Here is a 26,226-nt window from a genome sequence, read left to right as displayed (position 1 = left end):
GTGGCGCTCTCAGGGCTGGGAGGTTTGTCTCGGTATGTTGGTTGTCAGGGTCCGCGCAGATCAGGGCGCCCCGGGCGGGCTGGGCATCAGCTCGGCCGGCAGGCGCATCGATCGCTCGCGCCGCGCGCGCTCTTCGTCCATCTGCAAGATGGTGTGGCGCACATGCTCCAGGTGCTCGCCAATGCAGGCGCGGGCGCGCTGCGGGTCGCCCTCCAAAATCGCCTGCATCAGGCTTTGGTGCTGCACGGTGAGCTGCTGCAGCGTGACGGGGGCGCTCAAGCGGAACATGTCATGGCGGTTGCGCTCCACGGTAGAGAGCACCACGGTGAACAGGCTTTGCATCACCTGCACCAGCACCAGGTTGTGCGATGCCTCGGCAATCGCCAGGTGGAACTGCGCATCGGCGCGTGCGGCCAGCTCGGCATGGCCGCTTTGCTGGTGCTCGATCATCACGTCAAAGCAGCGCTGGATGCGTTCCTTGTCTTGCGCGGTGGCACGCTGCGCGGCCAGCCAGGCGGTGCTGCTCTCCAGCGCATGGCGGGTCTCCAGCACGTCATAGCGGTAGTTGGGGTCCGATTCAATCAGTCCGGCCAACGGCCCCATGGCCTCTTGCAGCCAATCGGCCGATGGCACCGTTTGCACATAGGTGCCATCGCCGCGCCGGGCCGACAGCACCCCCTGGCTGATGAGCTTTTGCAGCGCCTCGCGCACCGATGTGCGCGACACCCCCAGCTCCAGCGCCAGTTGCCGCTCCGCCGGCAGGCGCTGGCCCGGCTGCAAGCCACGGGCCTGCACCAGGGCAAGCAGTTTTTCGACAACATGGTCAGCGAGGCGCATGGGAGAGCTTTCAGGTGGTATGTGTTGCCGTCGCGGGCTCCATCAAGGGCGATGGCGCAGCGACGCTCAATGACCCGGAATCATCCACGGAAACACATAGGCCTGCAGCGTAGTCATCAAACCGATGATGACCGCAAAGATCAGGCTGTGCTTTACCGTAAAGCGGAACAGATCCGATTCGCGCCCCGCCAGACCCACGGCCGCGCAGGCAATGGCGATGGACTGGGGCGAGATCATCTTGCCCGTCACACCGCCGGTGGTGTTGGCGGCCACGGTCAGCACCTGGGGCAGGCCCAGCTGCTGCGCAGTAGTGGCCTGCAGCGCGGCAAACAGTGCATTGGCAGAGGTGTCCGAGCCCGTCAGGAACACCCCTATCCAGCCCAGGAAGGGCGAGAAGAAGGTAAAGGCCTGGCCGGTGTGCGCCAGTGCCAGCGCCAGGGTGGCCGACAGGCCCGAGTAGTTGGCGACAAAGGCAAAGGCCAGCACCATACCGATGGAGTAGATCGGCACGGCCAGTTCCTTGAAGGTCTCGGCCAAGGTTGCCACTGCCTTGGACGGCGACAGGCGGGTGAAGGCAATGGTGATCAGCGCCGCAATCAGGATGGCGGTACCGGTGGCCAGCAGCCAGTTGAAGGTGTAGACGGCGCCGTAAGGGGCGGCAGCGGCCACGACGGGCGGTGTCTTCTCGACCAGGTTGTGCAGAAACGGCACCGGAATATTGATGACGGTGGACGCCAGCGGGCCACCCGCGGCAAACAGCGCCTTGAAGGGCTTGATGCTCCAGACCGTGACCATGGCCGTCAGGATGATGAACGGCGACCAGGCCTTGATGACGGCAACAGCCGTCAGCGGCGCGCCCGACGACACAGGCGCTGCGGGCACGGCCGTTGCAGCCGGCTCACCCGCCTCAGGTGTGAAGCGGAAGATGCGCTTGGGCTGCCAGACTTTGAGGAACAGGGTCAGCGCAATCAAGGACACGATAGCCGAGGTGATATCGGGCAGCTCCGGGCCAATGTAGTTGGCGGTGAGAAACTGCACGATCGCAAACGAGCCGCCACCGACCAGCACCGCAGGCCAGGTCTCCTTCACACCGCGCCAGCCATCCATGATGGCCATCAGCCAGAACAGCACCAGCACAGTCATGAAAGGCAGCTGGCGGCCGGCCATCTGGCCAATCGCAAAGGCATCGACGCCTGAGACCTGGCCGGCGACGATGATCGGAATACCCATCGCACCAAACGCCACCGGCGCAGTATTGGCAATCAGGCACAGACCAGCGGCATACAGCGGCTTGAAGCCCAGGCCCACCAGCAAGGCCGCCGTGATCGCGACCGGCGCGCCAAAACCTGCCGCCCCTTCCAGAAACGCGCCAAAGCAAAAGCCCACCAGGATGAGCTGCAGGCGCTGGTCCGGTGTGACCGACAGGATCGACGAGCGGATCACATCGAACTGCCCCGTCTTGACGGAGATCTTGTACAGAAACACCGCAGCCACAATGATCCAGGCAATGGGCCACAAACCATAAAAGAAGCCATAGACGGCCGAGGCCAGCGCCGCGCTGACGGGCATGCGGTAGAACAGCAACGCCACCGCCAGCGCCAGCACCACCGTGACGGTGCCCGCCTGGTAGCCCTTGAGCCGCAACTTGGTTAATGCCAAAAAGAAAAACAGGATCGGAATCAATGCCACCAGGGCCGACACCCAGATGTTGCCAGCCGGGTCGTAGTTTTGCTGCCAGAGAGTTTGCATGGCGATGTCTCGAAGTTATTGGACGGGCGCATGGCGCGCCTTGTTCTTGGGCTGTTCACTGGAGGCTTGGCGCTGACGGGCTGCTAGGGCTGCCCTGTTCTTGGCCTTGCCTGGTGAATGGCTTGTTCGCTATGCCGTTGGTTGGACCTTTGGTCTAAATTGGTATTACCAATAAACCATGAAATCGCCAATCTGCGGCAAAGTTGGGCGATTATTGGGGAATCATGCAAATTTATTGCCAGGGTAAACCCTTAATTTGACAATCTAGTGTGCCATTTTCCATATTGGTCATACCAATATGAAGCAATCAAAGCGCAATGGCTTTGCATGGAACACGTCCGGGTTGCATCAGGCATGGCCTGCCCATGTGCATGTCCAGACGCCGCGGATCCTGCGGTTTTGAGGTTGACTGGATGTGGATGGGGTTGGCGTCGCTGGCAGCAAGAACTTGTCTTGGTTACTGGCGCATGGCGTGTTCAGAGGAAAGCATGCCGAGGGAACCGTAAGCATGCGGGCCTGCGGCTTTCCAACTGGCATGCCGCATCGAAGAAGCGTTGCGCTTCTCCGGTTTTCAACATGGGGCTGAGCTGATCAGCCCCGTGCAGCACGTTCATCAGCTTCTGCATACGTCACTGCCTTGGCGTATCAATTCTCAAGAGACTAAATTACCGCGTCTTTATAGGCAGCCATCGTGATATTTTTCATTTGCGCCCAATCCTCCAACGAAATGGACTGTCCACACCAAGACCAACGAGGGGCCGGATCATACTTTTCAAAATCATCTGGATATAAAAATTCAGAGAATTTCATAGGATTTGGAAAATCAAAATTATCCAACAGACTATATTTCGTCAAAAATAATCTAGATTTCTCTCTCAGCTCTTGCCAACGTTCTCCATTCTCAAACCCATTCAAAGATGTATTAAATTCAAGATTTTCAAAAAATCTATTTGACACCTCATCATCAAACAGATTTTCTCGTTCATTTTTTATCTCGCGATATATATCACCACCACCAAACAGGCCCTCCAATAGCGGCATTATCTTTAGCGAATTCAGAAAACAAGATATAAACAGCTGATACAAAGGGTTTATAATGTTCGAATTGAAATCATGATCCAGATCGATGGCTTGAAAGTGCGACTCTGCACAAACAGGCATAATCCTCTTAACGTAGAAATGCGCCAGCTGTGATTCAGGCTTAATCAAAACAAAGTTCATTAAACAATAAACTTCGTATTGGTAAAATCCCTCGTCACTTAAAGAAAGCATTTATCACATTCCAGGCGGTAACTGCAGACGCAGCGGGTTCAAAACCGGATCTTTTATATATTCTTCAAGGTTGAAATAGTCGCATCTCCCTACGAATGCGGGATGACTCTTGAGATGCTCCACAAATTCACCCTGTTTGCAGAAAAATATAGGATGAAATGGCTCGTCGCCACCCATATTTCCAACCAAGTAAAAATCAAGCTCGCGACTAATAGCATCCATATCATCAAAAGGGCCAAATAGCGAATTACTTGCATATGGGCGCTTTAATTCATATGAATCATCTAATACATCCACTGCTAATTTATGCAATTTCTCAACAACATCCTCGACGCAGTTGATGTCTGAGAATGCCATGAAGTCAATGGACCACTCGTACCAAAATGAAATCAACCATAAAAATGATGAATTAAAATTCACGGTAACGTCAAAATAATTATTATTTCTCCCAAAGAAATCTATCTGTTCACCATCCGCTGGGCTTGACGGCCAATTTCTTCTTAAATAACCAGAAGGATCATACCCCTCGTCGATTGAATCAAGGTATTCCATAGCCTCTTGAAAGGAGGCGTTCCAATCATTTTGATGTTTCGTGACGACACCTAGATTAGGAAATTTGCCATTTAGCTCTGACAACAAAATATTCATCTCATCTGTTGTCAAGCGATCAAAAAGAAGTGCATTTTTATTCATAACAGACTTATTTCGTACAATGATAGTGATATGAACCGCTTCCCACAGGGAAGCATAAATCTTGTGCATTATGGCCTGTAGGATCATGCCAGTCCTGACGAAACCATTGTTTGTTCCCGGTGCCGCTCCACCGGTGACCAACACCAAGCATACGACCTCCTTCGTTTTTCCTCACACCAACTTCTAGATATATATTGCGATGAGATTTACTCAGCGACAAGGTGCCCACTTTTATCTGCTTATGTGAAATTTGGATACCACTGGCTACCTTGGGAGTGGGCCCGTAAATTAGCAATGCAGTCTTAGTCCCTGTAATGAACTCCCCCATAGCTTTAGCGACTCCCTTTTTTGCAAATATTCCAGCAGACTTCCCTGCCAACTCTGCAACCGCTACATCAAAATTTTCCATGGCATTCACAAAACCCTTTTGATTTTTTGCATCCTTCATGGAATTTTGCCACTCTGGGCCTTGAAAAACACTCCATACCTGTTGGTATGCATGTACCAACTGCAGCAAGGTCAGCGCATGGTCTAGCTTGTCCAAAATCCCGAGCGCTCTGGTACCTGCGGAAGTTACGCGCATCAAATGTCCAAAATTGGGCATCGCCATGGATATAAAAATGTTCCCACTCGGATCCACCGTATTCACCGGGTCCGCATTGCCATACAGGTACTTGTTCAAAGTCAGCGGAATGCGACTCGCGCCGGGGTGCTCATCCATCGAGATAAAGCGACCAACTTGCGGATCGTAATCACGCGCACGGAGATGCAGCAGACCCGTCTGGCTGTCGGCATATTCGCCGGTGTAGCGGTGGCTGGTGGCAGCGGCATCGGCCGCATTGGCGGGCATGCCTTCAGTGGCGCCCAGCGCAATGCCGAATGCGTCGTAGCTGAAGACATGGCTGGTGGCAGCGGTTTGGGCCACACGCACGCTGCCCAGGCCATCGCTGAACAGCTGGGTTTGCGCGCCAGCCGAGGTGCTGGCGATCAGCTCACCTAAGCCATCGGGGGTGTGCACATGCACGGTATCGACCCAGGCGCCGCTGTTGACCTTGGTGCTCTCGACCAGGATCTCGCTGTAGCTTCGCTGGTGGTCGACCTTGTAGTGGGTCTCCGTGGTGGTGGCGCCCTCTTTGACCAGGCGCTTGATGCGGCGGCCGCTACTGTCATAACCGTACTCAACCGTTTTAGCGCCGGTGCTGACCTTGGCCAGGCGGTTGTCCACCGTCCAGGCATAGGTGGTGGTATCGGCGGGTGATGCCTTCTGCACCAGGTTGCCGCGCTCGTCCCACTGGTAAGTGGTGGTGCCGCTCAGGCTATCCACACTTTGCGTGAGGCGGTCATGGCTGTCGTACTGGTAGGTGGTGACCTGGCCGTTGTGGCTGACGCTGCGACGGCTGCGGTTGCCTACGTCGTCGTAGACGTAGTCGATGGTCGAGTCAAACACCGCAGGCGCGGTTTGTGCCACGCGCTCCTGCAGCAGCTTGCCGGCGGCGTCGTACTGGTAGCGCACGGTGCGCTCCACCGTCTCTGCCGGGCTGCCTACCCCCACCATGCGCTCGGCCACCTGGGTGCGCTGGCCTGCGGCATTGAGGGTGTAGACAAAGCTGGCAATGTCTGCACCGTCTGCCTTTTTGTGCAGCACGGCTGTCAGCTGGTTGGCCAGGTTGTACTGGTAGTCGGTGGTGCTGCCATCGGCCCGCGTCACCTGTACTCGGTTGCCTGCGTTGTCGTAGGCAAAACGGGTGGTGCTGCCATCGGGGTGGGTCAGGGTCTCCAGCTGGTTGAGCGTGTTGTAGCCGGCCTTGATGGCCTGGCCCGAGGTGCTGACCTGGGTGCGGTTGCTGTTGGCGTCCCAGGCGTAGTCCAAGGTCGCACTGAAGCTGGTGCCCAGGCTGCTGTGGCTCCAGACCTCGCGGGTGACGCGGTCGTTGCCGTCCAGGGTCAGGCCCAGGTTGCCATAGGCGGTATCGGTCTGGCTGTTCATGCGGCCAAAGCTGTCATAGCCTTGGCTCAGGCTGCGGCCATCGCTGCGCGTGACTTTGCTGAGCTTGCCGCCCACGTCATAGCTGTAGATGGTCTGGCTGCCGTCAAAGTCAGTACGGGTCACCAGGCGGCCTTCGCTGTCGTAGACCAGGCCTTCGCTCTTGCCGCCCGGCAGCGTGCGTGCCACGCGACGGCCAGCGCTGTCGTAGCCATAGCGGGTGGTGTGGCCGTTGGCATCGGTCTGGGTCAGCAGCTGGTTGCTGCCATTCCAGGTGTAGCCGGTCGCCTTGCCCAGTGGGTCGGTCACAGTCTTGAGACCGCCCAGCGGATCGTGGCCAAACTGGTAGGCATGGCCCAGCGGGTTGGTCTCGCTCAGCAGCACGCCATTGGCGTCATACGCAAACTGCGTCACCGCGCCATTGGCCAAGGTGGTGCTGGTACGCTTTTGGGTGTTGTTGTAGACGTGGACTGTCGCCCGGCCCAAGCCGTCGGTGGTCTTGACGAGGTTGCCCGCCAGGTCGTACTCGCGCGTCACCGCAATGCCAGCGGCATTGGTCTGCTTGGTTTCACGGCCAGCCAGGTCGTATTCAAACGCCGTGCTGTTGCCGCGCGCATCCTTGCTGGAGCTGAGCTGGCCTGCTGCGTCGTACACGCTCTCGACGACAAAGCCCATTGGGTCGGTGACCTTGGTGGCGCGGTCCAGCGCATCGTAGGCTGTGCGCGTGCACAGGCTACCGATGCAGCTCTGGGTTTCGTTGCCGTTGTTGTCATAGGCCCAGCTCTCTACCCTGCCATCCGGGTAGGTGGTCTTGGACTTCTCACCACGCAGGCTGTACTCATGCGCTGTCTTGCGGCCCTGGCTGTCGGTCTCTTGCACCAGCTGGTCCGCCGCATCGTAGAGGTAGGTGCTGGTGTCGCCCACCGCATTGGTGCGGCTGGTGACATTGCCCTTGGTGTCGTAGCTGCTCTTTTCTACCACCGTGGTGGCAGGTTGGCCCGGCTGGGTGACGATGGCGCGCGTAGTGGAGATGACGTTGCCTGCGCTGTCGTAAGCGTAGGTGGTCACCGTACCGTCCGGAGCCGTCTCGGTCTGCTTGAGCGTGGCGCCATTAATCTTGGCATAGGTGTAGCGGGTGGCATTGCCGACCTTGTCGGTCATGCTGCTCAGGCTACCCGTCGGGCTGTAGCCCATGCCAAAGGCCTTGCCAGCAGCATCGGTGATGGCTGTTAGATCACCGCTGGCGTTGTAGCCATTGGTGGTGACGTTGCCTGCCGCATCGGTGATGGTGGTGACATTGCCTTGCGCATTGAAAGCCGTCTTGGTCACACGGCCGGCGGGATCGGTTTCGCTGGTGACATTGCCGAAGGCGTCGTAGCTGCGCGTGGTCTTGCGGCCCAACGCGTCGATCACCTCGATCTCGTTGTCATTGGCGTCATAGGCGTACTGGGTGGTGCCGCCTGCGGCATCCAGCACGCGGGTGATGTTGCCCCGGTCATCAAAGTCATACACGGTGGTGTTGCCGTTGCGGTCCTTGATGGTCTGCTTGTTTGCCGTGTTGTCGGTGCTCACCGTCACGGCCTTGCCGGCGGCATCGGTCTGGCTCAGCACGCGCCCGGCGTCATCGTACGTGGTCTTCAGCGCCAGCCGGCCCAGTGGATCGGTATAGCTGGTCAGGCCATGCGCCACCTTGGGGTTCTCGTAACGGAAGTCGGACGCCGCATTGCTCTGGTCGACCACCGAGATCAGGTTGTCGGCCGCATCGTAGCCATAGTTCAACACCTGGCCGCCGGGGCCGCTGATCTTGCTAATCTTTCCCTGCGCATCGCGGGTAAAGGCCAGCGCCCAGCCGCCAGAGTGGCTGATACCGCTGCGCGTGAACTGCAGGCTGTTGCCATTGCGGTCCTTGATCTGCTGAATGCCGAAGTCCTTGTTCAGGATGTATTCGATGCCATCCAGAGTGGTGAGCTTGTACTGGCTGGGGTTGAAGGTCTCGGTCGTGCCCATGTCGAACAGATCACCACCGGCCAGACGCAGATCGCTGTAGCCCAGCGCTTCGAGCTTGCTGCCGCTCTTGTTGCTGGCCTTGGCGCTGAATGCGAGGCTGACGCTGGGGTTGGACGCCCACTGCAGCACGCTCACGCACTCCGGACTGGCCCGCAGGTCGAACTGCTCAAGCCTGCCGTCGGGCATACGCACCGATGCCACGCGGGAGCCTTGGGGCCGCACGCAGATCTTGCGGTTGAAGCCCGAGCCCGTCTCCTGCATCACCCAGGAGCGGCCCAGTACGCCATTGGTCTGCAACCAGACGTCCTGGTAGTCCACCGACCAGCCGTAGCCAAAGTCCATGCGCTGCGCGCGTTTGAGCGAGTCATAACTGCGCCGCACAGTGAGCGGCAGGCCTTCGATCTCAAAAGCCATATCGGTAAAGGTCAGCTGCAGGGGCGCCGTCTTTTGCTCTCCGCTGATAGCCACCGTCACCTTGGCGCTGGTCTCATTGCCCGAGATATCGCGCACGACCAGGCCCAGGTCGTACAAGCCGTTGGCCAGGGTCTGGGGGTTGAGGTCGCCCAACTTGGCGGCCGTCACGCTGGCGCTGCCGCCGCCAATCTTGCTCCACTGGTTCTGGCCCGCTGGCGAGATCATCAGCAGGTACTCAGCCAGGTTGGCATCGGAGGCCGTGCCCATGATGGCCGTGGGCTCGAACACGTCCGTCACCGTGATGTCGTCCGAGCTGCCCGGCGCGGTGATGGCCGCCAACGGCGCCAGCACATCGCTGGAGTCCTTGACGCCGAACCAGTCGTCCACGGTCACGCTGCTGCCCTTGGCATCGCGCAAGGTGAGGCGCAGGTTGTGCTTGCCCATCGCCGTGGGCGTGAAGATGGCCTGGTAAGCGGCGTTTACCGTCACGGCACGGCCGTTCACGGTCAGACTGCTGACGGTGTAGGGCGCTGTTCCGCCCTGCGCAAACACCTGCAGGGTGGTCGATTCACCCAGGTTCAGGTATTTGGGCGATGGCGTCACGCCCGCCTCCAGCGGTCCGCCCGCTGCGGGCTCGGTCACGCGCAAGGTCCAGCTCTGGGTGACGGAGGCCTGGCCGTCCGACACCGTCACGATGATCGCATGCGTGCCTTGCGAAGTCGGCGTGCCCGAGATCAGGCCTGTGGCCGACATGGTCAAGCTGGCCGGTGCGCCGCTCATCCGGTAGGTGAGGAAGTCACCATCCGAGTCTGTGGCCACCACCTGGTAGGCATAAGGCGCAGCAATGGCCGCAGTGGGCACGGGCGCGCTGGTGATGACCGGCTCGCGGTTGGCCGCAATCTGCAAGGTATAGCTTTGCACCACATAGGCGCCACGGCTGTCCTGCACCTTGATCTCTACCGCATGGCTGCCCAGCACCGGGCTGTTCCAGGTCAGCAGGCCGCTGGCCGATATGGCCATGCCCGCAGGGGCCTTGTCCAGCGCATATGTCAGCGGGTCGTTCTCCGGGTCGGTCGCCGTAACCTGGTATTGATAAGGCACGCCCGGGGCCCAGCGCAGCGCGGGCTTGCTGCTGATCTGGGGTGGGTTGTTGGTTGGCAGCTGCACGTAAACGCCAAAGCTTTGCGTGGCATAGGCCCCCTTGGCATCGGTGGCGCGCACGGCTACTGCATGGGTGCCGCCTTGCGCCAAGGTGGGCGTCCAGCTGATGGCGCCCGATGTGGCATGGATCGCCATGCCGGCGGGGGCTGAGACCAGCGTATAGCTGATGGCATCGCCATCCGGATCGGTCGCCCGCGCCGTGTAGGCGTAGGCCGAACCTGCGGTGGCCGAAGTCACCGGTGTGGAGCTGAATGCGGGTGCGCGGTTGGAGGCGCCCGAGACCGAGATGGCGTAGCCCTGGGTGGCGATGCCACCCTTGCCGTCCGTCACCTCCACCATCACAGGTGCCAGCCCAGCCACATTGGCAGGAACGCTCCACTGGATGGCACCGGTGCTGCTGTCAATCAGCATGCCCTGCGGGAACTCCGTCAATGCATAGACCAAGGTATCACCATCGGCATCCACGGCCTTGAGCGCATAGGTATAGCTGGCGCCCGAGACAGCGCTGGTGCCAGGCTGCGTGGTCACCCGGGGTGGGCGGTTGCCGGGCTGGCCCACGCCAATGGCATAGGTCTGCGATGCGGTGCCGCCCTTGCCGTCGGTCACCTGCACGGTCAGCTGCGCCTGTCCGCTCGTGCCTGCCGGCACGGCCCAGGAGACCCGGCCCGTCTGCGCGTCCACGGTGATACCGGGCTCGCTGGTGGAGACGCTGTAGGTCAGCACATCCGCATCGGGATCGCTGGCCAGAATCTGGTACAGATAGGCCGCGCCGGCCGTGCCGGTGGCGACCGGGGTCGAATTGATCAGCGGCGTCCGGTTGGCGGTAACGCCCACGCCTATCGCATAGGCCTGGGTCACTTCGCCATCCCGGCCATCGGACACTTTAATCTCCACCGTCTCGCTGCCGGCAAAGCCAGCGGGCACGGGCCACTCCAGCTTGCCGGTGGCAGAGATCGTCATGCCTGCCGGGCCGGTCAGCAGCTGGTAGCTGAGCGGGTCACCATCGCGGTCGGTGGCAACCACCTGGTATTCATACACCCCACCGGCAACGGCCGTCACCTTGGGGGTGGAGCTGATCACCGGCGGCTGGTTGCCGCTGGCGGGCAGCACTTCGAGCTGCCAGTTCTGCTGCGCGACATTGCCGGCGGTATCGGCCACCTCGATCAGCAGCGCATGCACGCCCACATCGGCCACGCTGGTGGCCCAGCTCAGCTGATTGCCAGCCCAAGCGGCTGCGGCAGGCCCGGAGGCGAGGCGGTAGCTGAGCGTCTCGCCCTCAGGGTCAGTAGCACTGACCGAGTAGCTATAGATGGCGCCAGCGCGCACCTGGCTAGGCGGGCGGCTGGTGATGGCGGGGGCGCCATTGCCATACACCGGCAGCTGGATTTCAAACGCCTGCTCGGTCTGGCCACCACGCTGGTCGTCCACCTGCACGCGCACAGCAAACTTGCCAGCGGCGTTGCTGGCAAACTTCCAGGCGATGGCGCCCGTGCGCTCACTGATCGTCATGCCAGCAGGTGCCTGCAGCAGCTTCCAGACCAGGTTGTCACCATCGGCATCGCTGGCCGAGGCCGTGTAGCCGTAAGTGGCGGGGTAGGCCACATAGGTGACCGGTGTGGCGATAAACACCGGTGCCCGGTTGGGCGTTGCCGTGGTGCGAATGCTGAAGCTTTGCTTGCCCTGGTTGCCATCCGGATCAGTGGCTGCCAGGACGACCGCGGCCGTCCCCGCCACAGGCGATGGCCAGGTCACGGCGCCGCTGCTGGCGTTGATCACCAGGCCTGCAGGGCCACTGAGCACGCTGTAGACAATAGCGTCACCATCGCGGTCGCTGGCCAGCGCCTGGTAGGTATAGGGCTGGGCCACGGTGGCCGTCAACACCGGCAGGCTGGTGAATGCCGGGAACGCCTGCACGGACACCACCACGCGCTGCACATCACGGGCACCAAACTGGTCGGTGACCTGGATCACCAGCGGATAGGTGCCGGGCTCGGGGTTGGTCCAGTAAATGCCTCCAGAGGCATTGATGCTGATCCCCGCCGCCTGGCTGCCCAAGGTGTACTGCAACGGCCCTCTCTCGGGATCTGTGGCGGTGACCTGGTGGGAGAAACTCACACCCGCAGGTACCTTGGCAGGGAACTGGCTGGTGATCTGCGGCGGCAGGTTGCCATCCACCACATGGATGGAGAAGGCCTGGCTGGCCAGCAGCCCCTTGCCGTCGCTCACCTGCAGGTTCACGCGGAAATCCCCCATCAAGCCTGGCTGCCAGCTGATCTTGCCGGTGGCGGCATCCACGGTCATGCCCACGGGGGCATACATCAGCTGGTAGCTGAGCGGGTCGCCATCGGCATCGATGGCCGTGGCCTGGTACTCATACAGTTGGCGCACATCCCCAGCAAGCGCCGGCTGGCTGGTAAAGATCGGCGGGCGGTTCACCGGGTCGCCCACACTCCAGTGCGCAGGCACATAGGTCGCTACCTCGCCAGAGCTGCACAGCGCATGGCCATCCACATCCAGCGCCCGGATGCTGTAGTAGTAGGTTTTTTGCGCCTGCACCGTGCGGTCCAGCCAGGTAGAGTGGCGCGACTGCGTGGTGCCCAAACGCACAAAAGGACCTTCCAGCTTGTCTGCGCGGTAGACCGCATAGCTGGCGGCGCCGGTATCGGCCCAGGTCAGCTGCACATTGCCAGGTTTGGCGCGCAGTTGCAGGTCATTGACGCAGGCGCCCTGCGGCGGAATGCTGACCGAGCCAAAGGCATCGACATAGACATAGCCGCCATGGCCGCCTTGGGAGCAATCGGCACCCACTACGCGGATCTGCAACTCGTTGCCCAGGCTGCTGTCGGGCACCTCCAGGTCCACATCGATAAAAGGGGTGGATAGCCATTTGCTGCCCTTGTAGACCGTGGTGTAGAACACGCGGCCGGGCTGGTTGGCAAAGGCAAAGTCGTAGTACAGCGTCTCGCCCTTGGTCAAATCCTTGATCTCGACAAAGAAGTAAGGCTGGTTTGTGGGATTGTGGCTGGGGTCCTCCAGCACGGCGGCATAGCTGAAGCGCACATGCAGCTTGCCGTCACCCGGGTCGCGGTCGGTTTCGGCAATCACACCCTTTTGGCTGATCTCGTTGATGTGTGCGCCGTTGTCGTCGTCGTTGACCTTGGCCGAGAAATTGCCCTGGCGCGGCAGCACCAGCTGCGGTGCGCGCGGGTCAAAGCGGCCATCCACCACGCTGACCTTCTCCAAGCCGCTGCCATTGAAGCGCACATCGCCAACTTGAAAAGGCGGCGCGCCGGTCAAGCCCGGGTTCAGGCCAAAGCGCTTGGTCCAGCCCGTCACCGTTTGGCTTTCAAAATCGCCATTGACAAAGATGGCGTGCGAATCACCCCCCGCGCCCAGGCCCAGCACCAGCAGCAAGGCCAGCATCCAGCTGCGCCGGCTGCCCAGCCCTCCTTTGCGCTGCAGCCACCGTGCGCCCAGCAACAAGGTGCAGCCCGACAGCAAACTCAGCGCCAGCCAGCCCATGGTGGGAATGGATTTGAGGGCGCCCGCAGGTGCATTGACGGAGGCGGATGCGCTGTTGTTGGACAACACGGGATCGGGCAGCTCGGACGCGACTGAAGCGGTATTCACCAAGTGGCCACCGGCCTGCGCCATGACGCCCGCCACATCGATGGTGATGGACGCGCCCACCGGCATCTCCGCCAGCACTTGGATATCGCCGCCTTGCCCTGACGCTGTGCCGCATACGGCACCACCGCGCGCACTGCAGGTCCAGCGCATGTCCTCCACGCCCGAGGGCATCAAATCTTGCAGCCGCGCTGCGCTGACCGCTGCCGGGCCATGGTTGACAGCCACCAGCTGGAAGGCCAGCTTGCCGCCGGGCAGCACTTTGGGTGTGCTGGTGGTTTTGAACACCGCCAAATCGGCCTGCGCAGCCCCTGCAGTGCTGACACTGACCTGCACCAAGCTGTCATTGTTGGCTGCATTCGTATCCACGGTATCGGCGTTCGTTGGCGCCACCGAGGCTCGGTGCGTCAGCACGCCATCTGCAGTCGCTTTACCGGTCACCGTCACCATTACCTGGTTGCCAGCGCCAGCGGGCACCTGGGCATCCACCCGCAGCTGGTGGCCCATGCCTGGGCTGGCATCGCAGGCAGCCAGGCCCTGGGCAGTGCACACCCACTGCACATCGGCCAGCGAGGCAGACACCATACTGCTCAAGGTCACGCCCGAGCCTGCAGCCGAGCCGGCATTGCTGACCACCAGGCGGTATTGCACCAACTCACCCACCTTGTATTGGGTACTGGCGACCGTCTGCGTGACGGCGTAATCCACTTGCGCACGGTTATCCGGTGCCGCGCCTTTGAATAGATAGAACTGCGCAAAATGCTTGCGCAGCGATGCCAGGTCATTTTGCGTAGCCCCGGCATTGTCCTGGTCACCCACGACCAACCAGACGCTGAGCTCCTGCCCGGGAGCCAATTGCCCGGGTATGGCGGACAGGGCGATCGCCATATCCTCGCCAGCAGCCGGTGCCTGGGTGCTATTGAGCAGATCACCGACCGCAGCGCGTGACAGCAAGGAGCCGGTCCAATAGCCCATCTCTCCCGCTTCCCATCGATCCGCAGCAATATGGCCAGCAGGTGCGGTCAGCGTCGGGGCCAACATCGACTCGTTGAAAAAGGTGTTATCGGCAGCATCCTGGTCAATATCCACAAAGCCGGTGATGCGCACATCGTCAAGCGGCGATAAGGTGCTATTGCGAAGTAACCACTTCCACTGCACGCCACTTGCACCAAAGCTGGATTTCTCGGCATTGATAAGCGTCAAGCCGTTTTTAAGCGGTGCTTGGGCTTGCGCAGGGACTTGTCGTATTTCCTCAGCTGAAACGCCATCGCTGAAGAAAAGACTTACCCGCTCCAAAGTCATATTGGCAGTCTGTGCGGCAGCAGATGCGGACCACAGCCATAAAGTCATCAAAAATATGCTTACCCAAACTATCTTTTGTTGCAGCTCTTGTCTTTGCGGCTGCGATACCTTCTGACCTGTCATACCCCGCCCGTCATTCAATTATAGAAATGGGCGCCATTCTCTCTTGAAACCTTTGTTTCTCTCTATCACTGTTTTTTTAAAAGAACTGTATTTACTCATAGTTTCTAAACTTAGAGATTCCTTACGACGTGACTTCTGTCAATTTATTGGCCGAGCCTATAAATATAAAACTCCATTTTCAGGCATGCTGTATTTTTCGCAAACGTCAGATTTAAAACCCGCATTAACTGCTTCTTCCCCTGCCATTCGCTGCGCAGGCCTGGCTCCAGCCGGAGCGATTCCGCGCAAATTCCCCACTTTCAGGGATAGCATTTTTCGCCCACTCGCATACCATCGCGGGGTCCGCCCGCGCGTTTTTTGGTTATCCATGCTTGAACCTTCGTTGCTTGTTGAAGATGCTCTTTTGCCTGTCCCCGTCCTGGTCGTGGAGGACGAGCCGCTTCTGCAGCAACGCTTGCGCCAGGTGCTGCACCAGCTTGGCTATGAGGACGAGGCGCTGATCTTTGCCGGCACGCTGGCAGAGGCGCGGGCCGTGTTCGCCGAGGGGCCGGTGGGCCTGGCCTTGGTGGATTTGCGCCTGCCCGATGGCAATGGCCAGTCGCTGATCGAAGAGCTGCGGGCCGAGGATCCGGGGCTGGGCATTCTGGTGGTGTCGGCCTGGAGTTCCGAAGACTTGATCCTGAGCGCGTTGCGCGCCGGGGCCACCGGCTATGTACTCAAGCAGCGCGACGATTTCGAGGTGATGCTGTCCATCCGCAGCGTGCTGCGCGGGGGCGCGCCCATCGACCCTTTTATTGCCCGGCGCATTTTGCAGCTGCTGCCACTGCGCGCGCCCAAGCCGGCCGGCCACGCAGCGCCCGCTGCCAGCGGCGGTGAGCCCGATGTGGGCCTGACGCCCCGGGAGGCCGAGATCTTGCGCCTGGTGGCCGATGGCATGAGCAACCGTGAGATTGCCAACGAAGTGCATCTGTCCCGCCATACGGTGGAGAGCCATGTCAAGCGCATTTACCGCAAGCTGGCCGTCTCCTCGCGCATGATGGCGGTGCGCGAGGCGCGTGCCCGGGGAATGATTGAGTGAGCCCGCGCGCTCACCCCCTGCCCCGCCTGTTGCAAGCCGGGGCGTACCTGCTGGCGCTGCTGCTGGTACTGCTGTTTGTGCTGCTGGCTGGACCTGCGATGGCCCAAACCGCGCCAGCCAGCACTCTCCAGGCTGGTAGCTGCAAGGCGCAGATCCTGCACGTGGATGCGGCACGCGCCAGCGCGCTCAACCCGCAGCTGCCCGCCCCTAGCGAGGGCTGGGAGCCGGTCACGCTGCCCGATCTCTGGACCCAGCGCTGGCCTGCGCACGATGGCGCGGTCTGGTACCGCATTGCCTGGCAGCGCAGCTGCGCCAGCCCACAGCCGGGGCTCGATACCGAGTCCACAGCGCCCCCCGAGCCCATCGCACTGGGCATTGATGGCATCAGTGTGGCCGGCGCGGTGTATGTGAACCATGACCTGCTCTGGAGCGATGCTTCCCTGGTCGAGCCGCTGTCGCGCAGCTGGAATGTGCCGCGCTGGTGGCTGCTGCCCGAATCGCTGCTGCAGCCCGGGGTCAACACCATCTGGGTATATGCGGTAGGCCACCGCGCCTTGAGCCCGGGCCTGGGCCAGCTGCGCCTGGGATCGCCGCAAGAGGTGGCCCAGGTGCAGGCGGGCAAACAATGGCGCCAGCGCACGGTCTACTTTGTCAATGCCGTGCTGTGTGCGATGGCTGGGGTGCTGTTCTTCAGCATCTGGTTGCTGCAGCGCAAAGCCCGCACCTATGGCTGGTTTGCACTGATGGCCTTGTGCTGGATGCTGTATTTGAGCACCTACCTCGCGGGCAGCCAGTGGCCCTGGCCCGATTCACTCACCCGCGCCCGCTTCAGCCTGGTGGCGCTGCTGGGCTATGTGCTGAGCGTATGCATCTTCACCTTCCGCTTTGGCGCGCAAAAGCTGCCCTGGGTAGAGCGCTTTTTGTGGCTGCTGGCCTTTGTCGGTGCAGCGGTCACCTGCCTGGTGCCGGCCGAGCATGCGCGCCAGGGCTTTAGCCTGGTGTGGCAGGGCGCGACGGCGGTGTTCCTGGTCAATGGGCTGCAGTTCCAAGTCCATGCCTGGTTTCCGCGCAAACGGCCGCGCAATCTGGCACATATCCTGCTTGCCTGCATCTGGCTGCTGTTGACTCTGGTGGCGCTGAACAACCTCTACTCGGTGCTGGACCGCTGGCAGGTGGCGCGCGACTGGGCAGCGCTCAGCGGCGTGCTGGTGATTGGCCTGCTGATGCTGCTCTTGGGCGGCCAGCTGGTGCGGCAGATGCATGAGGTACGGCGCTTTAACCGCGAGCTCAAGGTCGGGGTGGAATCGGCCCGCAGCGAGCTGGCCCAGGCGCTGCAGCGCGAGCATGTGCAGGCGCTGGAGAACGCCAAGCTGCAAGAGCGCATGGCCCTGGCCCATGACCTGCACGACGGCCTGGGCGGTGCCCTGGTACGCAGCATGGCGCTGGTCGAGCAGGCGGACGAGACCATCAGCAGCGCGCGCGTGCTGTCCTTGCTCAAAAGCATGCGCGATGACCTCAACCAGCTGATCGACTACGGTTCCAGCGCCGGCGCATCGGTGCCCGACACCCCCGTGCAATGGGCCGCGCCCCTGCGCCACCGCATCACCCGCATCTTGGATGAGATTGGTGTGCAAACGCACTGGAGCATTGCCGCGCAGTGGCAGGGCAGCGTCGAAGAAGGCAAGCGCCCCAATGCGCTGCAATGCCTGCTGCTGACCCGGCTGGTGGAGGAGGCGCTGTCCAACGTCATCAAGCACAGCCATGCGAGCAAGGTGCGGGTGGAGTACTCGCAGCCCCGGCCCAACCAGCTGCTGGTGCGGGTTGAGGACGATGGCGTGGGCTTTGATGTGCAGGCCGTGCAGCGTGCCGGCCAATCGGTGGGCATGCGCAGCATGGCCGCCCGCGCCGAACGCCTGGGCGCCAGCTTCAGCGTGCAATCGAGCCCGGCCGGCACGATGGTGACGGCGGTGCTGCAGCTGGGGGCGGGCTTGCCTGCGGCTGCGCCGGGGGCCGCTGCGCGTTGAGCGCGGTCTGCCTTGCTACAGACAACGGGAGGGGGTGAGGTGACGGGCTTTGCTGCCGCTCGCGGTAAAGAAGGCCACTGGCTCACCATCCAAAAAAGGCCACCACAGACAGCTGCCTGTGGTGGCCTTGAGTCTTTATCCGCAACAAAGATCAGCGCTTAGTGCTTGACTGCCTCGCGCCAGCTGATGCGCTTGCCCTGGGGCTTGGGCGCTGCCACGGGGATACGGATATCGATCGGATCGCCCACCACACCGGTTTGAACGTGGCTGGTGACCGTGCCATCTTTGTCAGCGGTCAGCGCATTGCCAACGATAAGGGTATCGGGCACCTGCACGCCCGCCTGTCCGCCATCAGGGCCATCGACCACCGCCTGCCCGGTTTCCACGTTGAGGTAGTTGAGCCAGCCATAACCGCCTGCCTCGCAGGGCTCATCCGTAGGCACATTGCTGGCAACGACCAAGGTCGTGCCGGCCAGGCGCAGATTGACGTTCACCCGCTCACGCCTATCGGGCAGGTCCACATACCAGCCTTTTTTGCGGTCTTTGCAGGCCGCCTCGTTGCTTGCGCAGCTGATGCGGCGCGTCTTCGTGCCATCGGCCGCGGTGGTTGCTGTCAATACAGACTCCTTGAGATCTGCGCGGAAGGAAGGGCCAGTGGCCGTGTAGCCCTCTGCCCTGTCATCAAAGCCATAGATGGACTGCGGGTCCTCATTGCCCAAATCCGCAGGCCCAAACAGCCGTCCGGTGGCGACCAGAATGCGCGGCAGCTGGGTGCTGCCCTGCACCAGCTCCACCCGGGTGGTGATGGGCTGGGGTTTGCCGCCATGGACCAGTTGCACCACCTTGTTCACCTCGAAGCGGCTGGTCGCCACATTCCACTGAAAGCGCCAGACATTGCCGTCCAGATCGCCGCCGTAGAGCAAGCGGGTGGTGTTGTCGCCAGCAGGGTCGCGCAGGTAGTTGTTGAGCTCGCGCAGGCCGCTGCCGGTGGGGGTGGTCATTTGTTCCATGACTTGCCCGGTGCTGGCATTGAGCACAAACACATGGTTGCGCCCATCGGCATTGTTGTAGCCCGAGGTCAGGAACACGGCCCAGGTGCCATTGGGGTGCTTGGAGACCAGGGGCCGGCCAAAGCTCAGGCCCATGTTCGGCAAGCTCGCTTCCCACAGGGGCTTGGGGTTCCTGGGGTCGCTGATGTCGAGCGCGTAGTAGCCTTTGCCACCCTTGTTGAAGCCGCCCACCAGGATGGTTTTCCAGCCGTTGGCGTCGCGGATATCGGCCACGACGGGCGCGCCATCGACAAAGTAGCGGTGGCCGCCGTCGTAGTCGACGCTCGCCAGCCGGGCCATCTCGGGCATCACGGCGGTGGGGACAAAGGCCCAGCGCTCGCGCGCTGCCTGGGGCACGTCCCGGCCACCAACGGTTTCGGTCTTGCGCAGGTCGGTCTCGGCATCAAAGGCATGCAGCATGCCGTCGTTGCCGCCCACATACACCATGGGCTTGCGGTTTTGCTGGCTCAGGCGGTAGGCGGCGTAGCCCTCATCCCGGTAGCGGCGGGTGGGCTTGCCCACAAAGAGCGGCTGCGAGCCGATGATGTCGCCCAGCCGGCTCTCGCGCGGGCGGTAGAGGCGCTGGGCATCGCCCAGTGCAAAGCCTTCCAGGCTGCGGTCACCGCGCAGAAAGTTCACCAGGTTGGCGCCGGCAGCGGCCTGCTGTTGCGTATCGCTCATCTGCGCGTACTGGGCCAGGCGGGTGCTGATGGCCGGGGCATCGAAATGGCTGCGCAAGCTGCCCAGGTTGGCATAGCTGAATTCGGCCAGCGCACCGGCATTCATAAACAGAATGCGGCGGTTGTCGGTGGCCAGGTCGCGCTTGTCCAGCGCCTCTTTGGCCGACCAGCCGACGATGGGCGTGCGCCGGCCCGAGTTCAGCCCGATTTCAAAGGCCTGCAGATCGCCCGACCAGCGGCCGGTGCGGTAAGTGGCGGCATAGGCAAAGTTGTTGCCCGCCTCGGTGATGGGCGAGGACACGCCGACACTGGCGCCAGAGCCCAGAGCCGCACGGATATCGGCAAACACCTCCGCCAAGCCAGCCTGGATGGCGACCGGGTCGTTGGCGCTGAAGTACAGCCCACGGCCATTGACGGCGGTGTGCCAGAAGTCATCGATGGACTCGGGGCGCTCGTAGTCGCGGGTGTCGTCCTTGGGCCAGATGGGCCAGGTCTTGAGGCCGCTGCGCAAATGGGCAAAATCGCCCGCGCCGTTCTTGTAGTTCTTGTCATAGCGCAGGGCACCCGAGACGCCCATGCCGATCACATAGGTGCTCATGTGCTGCCAGGTGGCCTTGTCATCTTCGGCGCCCGTCCCCACGGGCCGCACCTTGTTGTCCCAGCCGCGCGGCGTATCGCTGCTGCTGCCCGGGCGCAGATCGGTGGCGTAATAGTACTGCGCCACATCGGCCAGCGAGTTGCTGCTGCCGCCCGTAGCCGGGCCCAGGTGCTCTTCGTCGCAGGGCAGCTTGCCGCAGCGGGTATGGGCCGCTGGCAGCGCAGACCAGGGGGCCGTGCCAGGCTGGGGTTTGCCATTGGGAGGGTCGGGAGGCTGGACCACCGTCGGCGCTGCGTCGAGCGGATAGCAGACCGCGGGGGATTCCAGATCGCCGCTGAAGAGGACAATGCCCGGTGGGCTGACCAACGTACGGCCTGTTTCTGCGGAGCCCACCAGGCTCACGTTGTAGGTCATGTACTCACCGTGGTAGACCTTCTTTTGGCCCTTGTACTCTTGGCAGGTGGCTGCCGGGCAGTCATCCGGCTTGGTGGGCACAATCGTGGTCGAGCCCAGGCCCACACCGCTGCAGTCGGTCACCACATGGGTCGCCGGGTTGTAGCCGGGCACGCACAGCTCGCCTTGGGGCACGTTGATGGTGGTGGGGCCTTCTTGCACGCACTGGGTCTCGACGCCACTGATGGGATTGGTGCCCGCCTCGCAGGCGGCAAAGGCTTCAGCCGATTGCAGGTAGACCAAGCCTTCAGGGGTGCTCTCGTCGACACTCTCGCAGGTGCTGGTGGTCCAGCCATTTTCCTGAATGGGTCGCCCTGCGCCCACCGCCTGCGCGACCAGCGCTTCACAGGTTCCATAGGCCAAGTCAATGTCACTGCTGCGTGCTCTGCAGTTCCCGATGGCTTTGTAACCATCGACCAGGCCTTGGCAGCTGGCAACACGCACGCCATTTTCTTGCATCCGTTCACAGCTGGTTCGCGTCCAATCCGGAGGGCCGGATTCCTCAATCACGCAATGCTGCACATTCTCCGTGCGCTGGACCCCCGGCACGCACGAGCTGTAAATACAGCCATTGGCTGGTGTGGCATTTTGGGGGGTGCAGGTAGCCGGATTGGTTGGCGTTGGAGGGGGCAGCTGCACGCCCTCCATACCCGGAGCGGGTGTGCACTGGCCCGGTTGGGGCGTCCATTCCTGCCTGTCCTGGCATTCGATGCCCACCCAGCCGTTGTCGGCCGAGGGGGCCCGTGGCGTGCACGATGGCACCGCCCGCCAAGGGTTGCGCTGCTGCGCGCATGTCAAATCGATGTTTGACGAGAAAAGGGTACGGCAGCTCGCGGAGTCTTGCTGCACCGGGCCGCTCCAGGTGCTTTGGGTATTGTTGCATTCCACCGTGTAGTTGCCCTCGATCCCGGCCTTGCAAGCGCTGGGCGCCACCGTGCTGCTTACTGGGGCGCCTCGTGCCTCACACTGCATATTGATGCGGCCGGGTTGGTTGGGCAAGTCGCCGGGCACGCAGGCGGCCACTTTTTCTGAGGCGCCGCGCTGGCGGCACTCGGTATAGGTGCTGCTGGCCGCATCCCATACCGGTGCGCTGGTGACCGGGCAGCTGTTGTCGGTTTCGCCTTCGTCGCCATTGACGGCCTCACGGGTGCAGCTGGTATGCCGAAAACCATTGGCCTGGCTGGCCGCCTGCGGAACACACTGGTCCTGGGGCACATAGCGCTCCTCACGGTGGCTGCTGTCGCAGTTGCTGTATTCCACCAGCGCGGTGCTGCCGCCTGCAGCGGCAATATCGGCCGCCAACTGGGGGTGCAGGCTGTTGCAGGCCAGCACGGGGCCGCTGTAGGCCGGCACGGCTACGCCTTCGCAGGCAATGGTGCCCACGCCGGGCACATACTGGCCATTGCGGCTGCAATAGGCCGAGGCACTGACATCGCGCTCGGTGGGGCCGTCGCACTCCACCTGGTAGTCCCCTGCCCTGCCGGGTGTACAAGACTGCACCACCTTCCAGCTGTCGCCCCCGGGCGGTTCGACCTTGCAGCCGCTGGCAAAGGCCTCGCACACGGACTTGTCGGTGGTCTTGAGCTCCACCTCGCCCAGTGCCGGGTTTTTGTACCAGTAAAAATAGCGCTTCTCACGCGTCTGGCTGGCTACCGCCCGGGCCCATGGCGTTTGGGTTTCCGTGCTCCAGGTGGTAACAAGCTTGTTTTTGTACTGCTTTTTGTTGATGTAGTTCCAGTTGATTTGCTGCTGGTACTGGTTTTTGGTGACGGTATGCGTGCCTTGGGCATACCAGTACTCGCTTTGCATCGCCGACAAATTGCCGTCCCATGGACCAGGGGCTTTGTGGGACACCCGCAATGTTTGGTTGAAGTACCTTTTGATCCACGACAGATCGCCGTTATGCCAGCTTTGGCGCAGCACATCCTTTTTGATGATCTTTTTGTAGACCGTCTCGGTCTTGGTGCCGCCACCGGGCACGGTCACCTTCCAGCCCACGGTGCAGGCGGCCAAGCCGTAGGTCACCGATGCATCCCGCTCCAGCTTGTAGCCACTGACCGAGCCATCGTAGACCGGGCGGGGACGCAAGCCATCGGGCCCGGTCAGCGACAGCGGCGGGCCATCCTGCTGGCCGACCAGGGTGGTGCCATCGATTTGCACCGGGCCTTTGCCCTGGGTCTCCTGCCCCACGTTCCAGTAGCCATCGGTGGTGACGATGGCATAGTGCCGCTGGCAGGCGGAGACGACGGGATCGACAAAGGGCCGCATGCTGTCATTGATGCTGTCGCTTTTGCCCGCGTAATAGCGGCCGACCCGCGCCAGCGCCTCACGCGTGGGCGAGGTGCCTCCGGTTTGGGTGCCCTGGATGGCCTGAAACCAGGCCTGCTTGTCGCTGCCGGCAAAATCTTGCACCGGCAGAAAATGGCTGTGCGCGCCCGTGCCTGGCTTGGCCACCGTCAAAAAGCCGACCCGGAAGTTGTCATTGAGCGCGCCAAAGGCCAGGCTGACAGAGGACTTGGCCATGTTGATGCGCGTGCGGTAGTAGCTGTACCAGATGGCAAAGTTGCGCTCTTGCGCAGCAGCGTTGGCCAGCTTGACGCGGATCCAGCGGCCGCGCATCTGGCCGCCTGGCACCCCCTCGATCGGCTGGGCCACGGTGCCGCTGTCCTGCACGCTGCCGTCATCGACATGGAGGCTGGGGACATCGGGCCAGGTACAGCTGGCCTCCCGCTCCCAGCTGGGCATCGTGGGGTAGGTGGCGCTGCTGGGCTGCCATTGGAAATAATAGGCCCGCTGGGGCGGGTCGTCGTTCAGGCTCTGCCGGCGTGTGTCGCCGTCATAGGCGCGAAAGGCGTTGGCAAGGTTGACGGCGCCGCGCGCCTGGTCATAGCCATCCTTCCAGGCCGCCGAGAAACTGGGCACCGGCATGTCGGTGATGCCATCGGCCTGCTTGGGCAGCGGATAGCTGGTATCGGGGTTGTAGTAGAGCGTATTGCACAGCGCGCTTTTGTAGCCCACCGGGAAAAAGTTGGCGTTCTTCTCCCAGTCATCGGGCATATGGCTCCATTTCATGGAGTCCGAGGTGTCGAGCAGCAGCATCACATTGGGCTTGGCCTGGTCGGCCAGAATGCCCAGCGGAATATCGGCAATGTCCACCGCATCCGACGATGCGGAATCGGCTGCCGCACTGCTGGCAAACAAGCCCGCTGCCACGGCGGCGGCAGCGAGCATGGCCCCCAGGCCTGCGGCCCGGCGCCCGCGCAGCGGTGGTTTTAATTTCTGAAGCATTTCCCTCTCCTTCGTCCTCGTGGCTGGTCGGCCCCTGCGGGCCTGCGGCTGCTGCGGGCGTCTGCGCGCCGGGCACTGCCGCCCTGTTTGCGTTTTTTCAGTCCCGGCCCTTTGCGGGGGCCGCCCTCTACCGAGCGCCTTCGCCTTCAATACACCGTCATCTGCACATAGCTCACCGTCGCGCGCGGGCCCAGGGCCCGGGCGCTGATGCGGTACATCGGCCGGTCGTTGCAGGGCAGCACGCTGCCTGCGTCGTCCGACGAGCCCGGGCAGCCCGTGCTCGGCGGCGTGACACAGGACTGGCCATCCGCATTCCAGGCGCCGGCATGGCTGCACAGGCGGTGGATCATGTAGTGCACCTCGTTGCCCAGGCCGTCATCGGCGCTGGCTTGTTTGGCACCGGCGTTCCATGGCAGGTCCTTGGCGGGGACGCTGGGAACGACCTGCGCGTAATAGCCTTCGCTGGGGTTATCTCGATCCAGCGCGGTGCCGTTTTGCGATAGCTGTTCGAGCTGTGCCAGACCATGCTCCAGGCCCAGATCGGCCCCGGTGGTCGCGGTCTGCTTGAAAGCCAGGCTGCCGGCAATGGACGAGCCCGTGGTGGTGGTGCGCACCAGCGCAAGGCTGGTGAGCGTCATCACCAGCAGCACGATGAGTGCTACGAGCAGCACCACGCCGCGCGCGGCCTGAGGGCGGGTTGCGGACAGCGGTGTACAGTTTTGGCGTTTCATGGTGCTTGTTGCCCCCACAAGGTGTTGCGCAGCGGGATCACGCTTTCGTAGACCCGGTAGCGGTAGTGCTTCCAGCCATCGCCAGTCATATCAAATTGCTTGCTGCCATTGGCCCAGCGCGGAGGGTCCTGCGTGACTTCATCGCGCTCGTACTGGGAGCTGCGCACCAGCACCGCCAGGCGCACCGCTAGCACCCTGTCCCAGGTCGAGCCGCTGCTCAAGGTCGCCGTCCACTGGTCATTGCCGTCAATCTGGCCGTCACCGTTCAGGTCATAGCCATATTCGGCCTGAAAGCTGAGCACATCGTGTGCCACCGCCACGCTGCCCGTGCTGGTCTCGTTCAGGTGGTTGTAATAGACCAGCTCCTGGCCTTCGAGGCTCCAGACATGCAATTGCGGATCGGGCCCCAGGTTGTAGAGCGCGCCCTCGCCCAGGCTGGTGGTGCCGCCATCGAGCATGTTGCGGCGGCCGCCATGGTTGAAGCGAGGCGCCACTTCACTGCCGGTATAGAAGTTGATGTAGCTGCCGGTGCCCTGGCTCACCCGGTTGCTGGGATAGGATGCGCTGCCCGTGTCCGTCGCCACCGTAGAGCCTGCGCCTGCGGTGATTTCCATCATCAGGCAGTCTCGGCTATCGCTGTCCGAGGTGCCCACCGCCACATCGCCCGCATGCAGGCCCGCATTGGATTTCTCCATGCTGAGGACGCCATTGGCACTGGCCTCGTAGCGCGATCCGCTCACCATATTGGCCGTAGAGCCGCTGAGCACCCAGAGCTGCGTACGACCTTCGGAGGCGGCAATGCGCACGGGGACCAGCGGAAACGTGAAGGCACGGCCATTGTTATTGGCTTGCACCGAACAGCCCAAATGCCGCGCCTCCATCGCGGCAAAGCCCAGGCCCGCCGAGCGGATGTCGCGCTCAATGCTGAACAAGGCCAATGCACCCGCCGTTTGGGCGTCGGTCACCGCAGAGACCGTGCGGCGCTGCTTTTCAGACACGCCATAGAGCTGGTAGATCACCAGCATGCTGGCCATGCCAATGGCCACGCCAACGAGGATTTCGATGATCGAAAATCCCGCTTGCGAGCGGCGCTGCACCTGGCCGCAGCCCGTGTGCCTGCTGCGCTGCAGACGGGGCATGGACGTCGTTTTCATGC

At 62.0% G+C, this 26,226-nt stretch carries 10 protein-coding genes; 2 read left to right on the top strand and 8 right to left on the bottom strand.

Going from position 1 to position 26,226, the window contains the following annotated elements; translation table 11 throughout:
• Positions 1 to 60: 60 nt before the first annotated feature.
• The 5 genes from lldR to F0Q04_RS03570 all read right to left on the bottom strand — a co-directional run bounded on the left by lldR (position 61) and on the right by F0Q04_RS03570 (position 14,947).
• On the bottom strand, positions 61 to 837 hold the full coding sequence (gene lldR / locus F0Q04_RS03590; protein ID WP_116925443.1) for a transcriptional regulator LldR: 777 nt from the start codon (positions 835 to 837) through the stop codon (positions 61 to 63).
• A gap of 66 nt (positions 838 to 903) precedes the next feature.
• Positions 904 to 2,586 carry an L-lactate permease gene (gene lldP, locus F0Q04_RS03585; protein ID WP_182344497.1) on the bottom strand — a complete coding sequence of 561 codons (1,683 nt, stop codon included), beginning with the start codon at positions 2,584 to 2,586 and terminating at the stop codon, positions 904 to 906.
• 660 nt (positions 2,587 to 3,246) lie between these two features.
• Positions 3,247 to 3,858, bottom strand: a complete 612-nt coding sequence (locus F0Q04_RS03580; RefSeq protein WP_182344495.1) for a hypothetical protein — start codon at positions 3,856 to 3,858, stop codon at positions 3,247 to 3,249.
• A 3-nt stretch (positions 3,859 to 3,861) separates the two neighbouring features.
• Positions 3,862 to 4,551, bottom strand: a complete 690-nt coding sequence (locus tag F0Q04_RS03575) for a hypothetical protein (RefSeq protein ID WP_182344493.1) — start codon at positions 4,549 to 4,551, stop codon at positions 3,862 to 3,864.
• Between the two features lie 7 nt (positions 4,552 to 4,558).
• Complete coding sequence (locus tag F0Q04_RS03570) at positions 4,559 to 14,947, bottom strand: putative Ig domain-containing protein (RefSeq protein ID WP_182344491.1); 10,389 nt, start codon at positions 14,945 to 14,947, stop codon at positions 4,559 to 4,561.
• Positions 14,948 to 15,536: 589 nt separating this feature from the next.
• Between F0Q04_RS03570 and F0Q04_RS03565 the strand changes: the two genes are divergently transcribed.
• Entirely contained in the window at positions 15,537 to 16,247 is a 711-nt protein-coding gene (locus F0Q04_RS03565) for a response regulator (protein WP_116925438.1), read from the top strand.
• Entirely contained in the window at positions 16,244 to 18,271 is a 2,028-nt protein-coding gene (locus tag F0Q04_RS03560; protein WP_232539494.1) for a sensor histidine kinase, read from the top strand. The genes F0Q04_RS03565 and F0Q04_RS03560 overlap by 4 nt, the downstream gene beginning before the upstream one ends.
• A gap of 158 nt (positions 18,272 to 18,429) precedes the next feature.
• On the opposite strand, the gene F0Q04_RS03555 is transcribed toward F0Q04_RS03560, so the two are convergent.
• From F0Q04_RS03555 to F0Q04_RS03545, 3 genes are all read right to left on the bottom strand, one after another.
• A complete protein-coding gene (locus F0Q04_RS03555) occupies positions 18,430 to 24,339 on the bottom strand; it encodes a pilus assembly protein (protein WP_182344489.1) in 5,910 nt (1,969 codons plus the stop codon).
• 146 nt (positions 24,340 to 24,485) lie between these two features.
• Complete coding sequence (locus F0Q04_RS03550; RefSeq protein ID WP_182344487.1) at positions 24,486 to 25,070, bottom strand: pilus assembly PilX family protein; 585 nt, start codon at positions 25,068 to 25,070, stop codon at positions 24,486 to 24,488.
• Positions 25,067 to 26,224 (bottom strand): PilW family protein, encoded by a 1,158-nt coding sequence (locus F0Q04_RS03545; protein ID WP_182344485.1) that lies wholly within the window; start codon positions 26,222 to 26,224, stop codon positions 25,067 to 25,069. The genes F0Q04_RS03550 and F0Q04_RS03545 overlap by 4 nt, the downstream gene beginning before the upstream one ends.
• Positions 26,225 to 26,226 lie beyond the last annotated feature (2 nt).

The sequence above is a fragment of the Comamonas koreensis genome (assembly GCF_014076495.1).
Taxonomy (GTDB): Bacteria; Pseudomonadota; Gammaproteobacteria; order Burkholderiales; family Burkholderiaceae_C; genus Comamonas; species Comamonas squillarum.
This window is presented reverse-complemented; position numbering and strand designations above follow the sequence as displayed.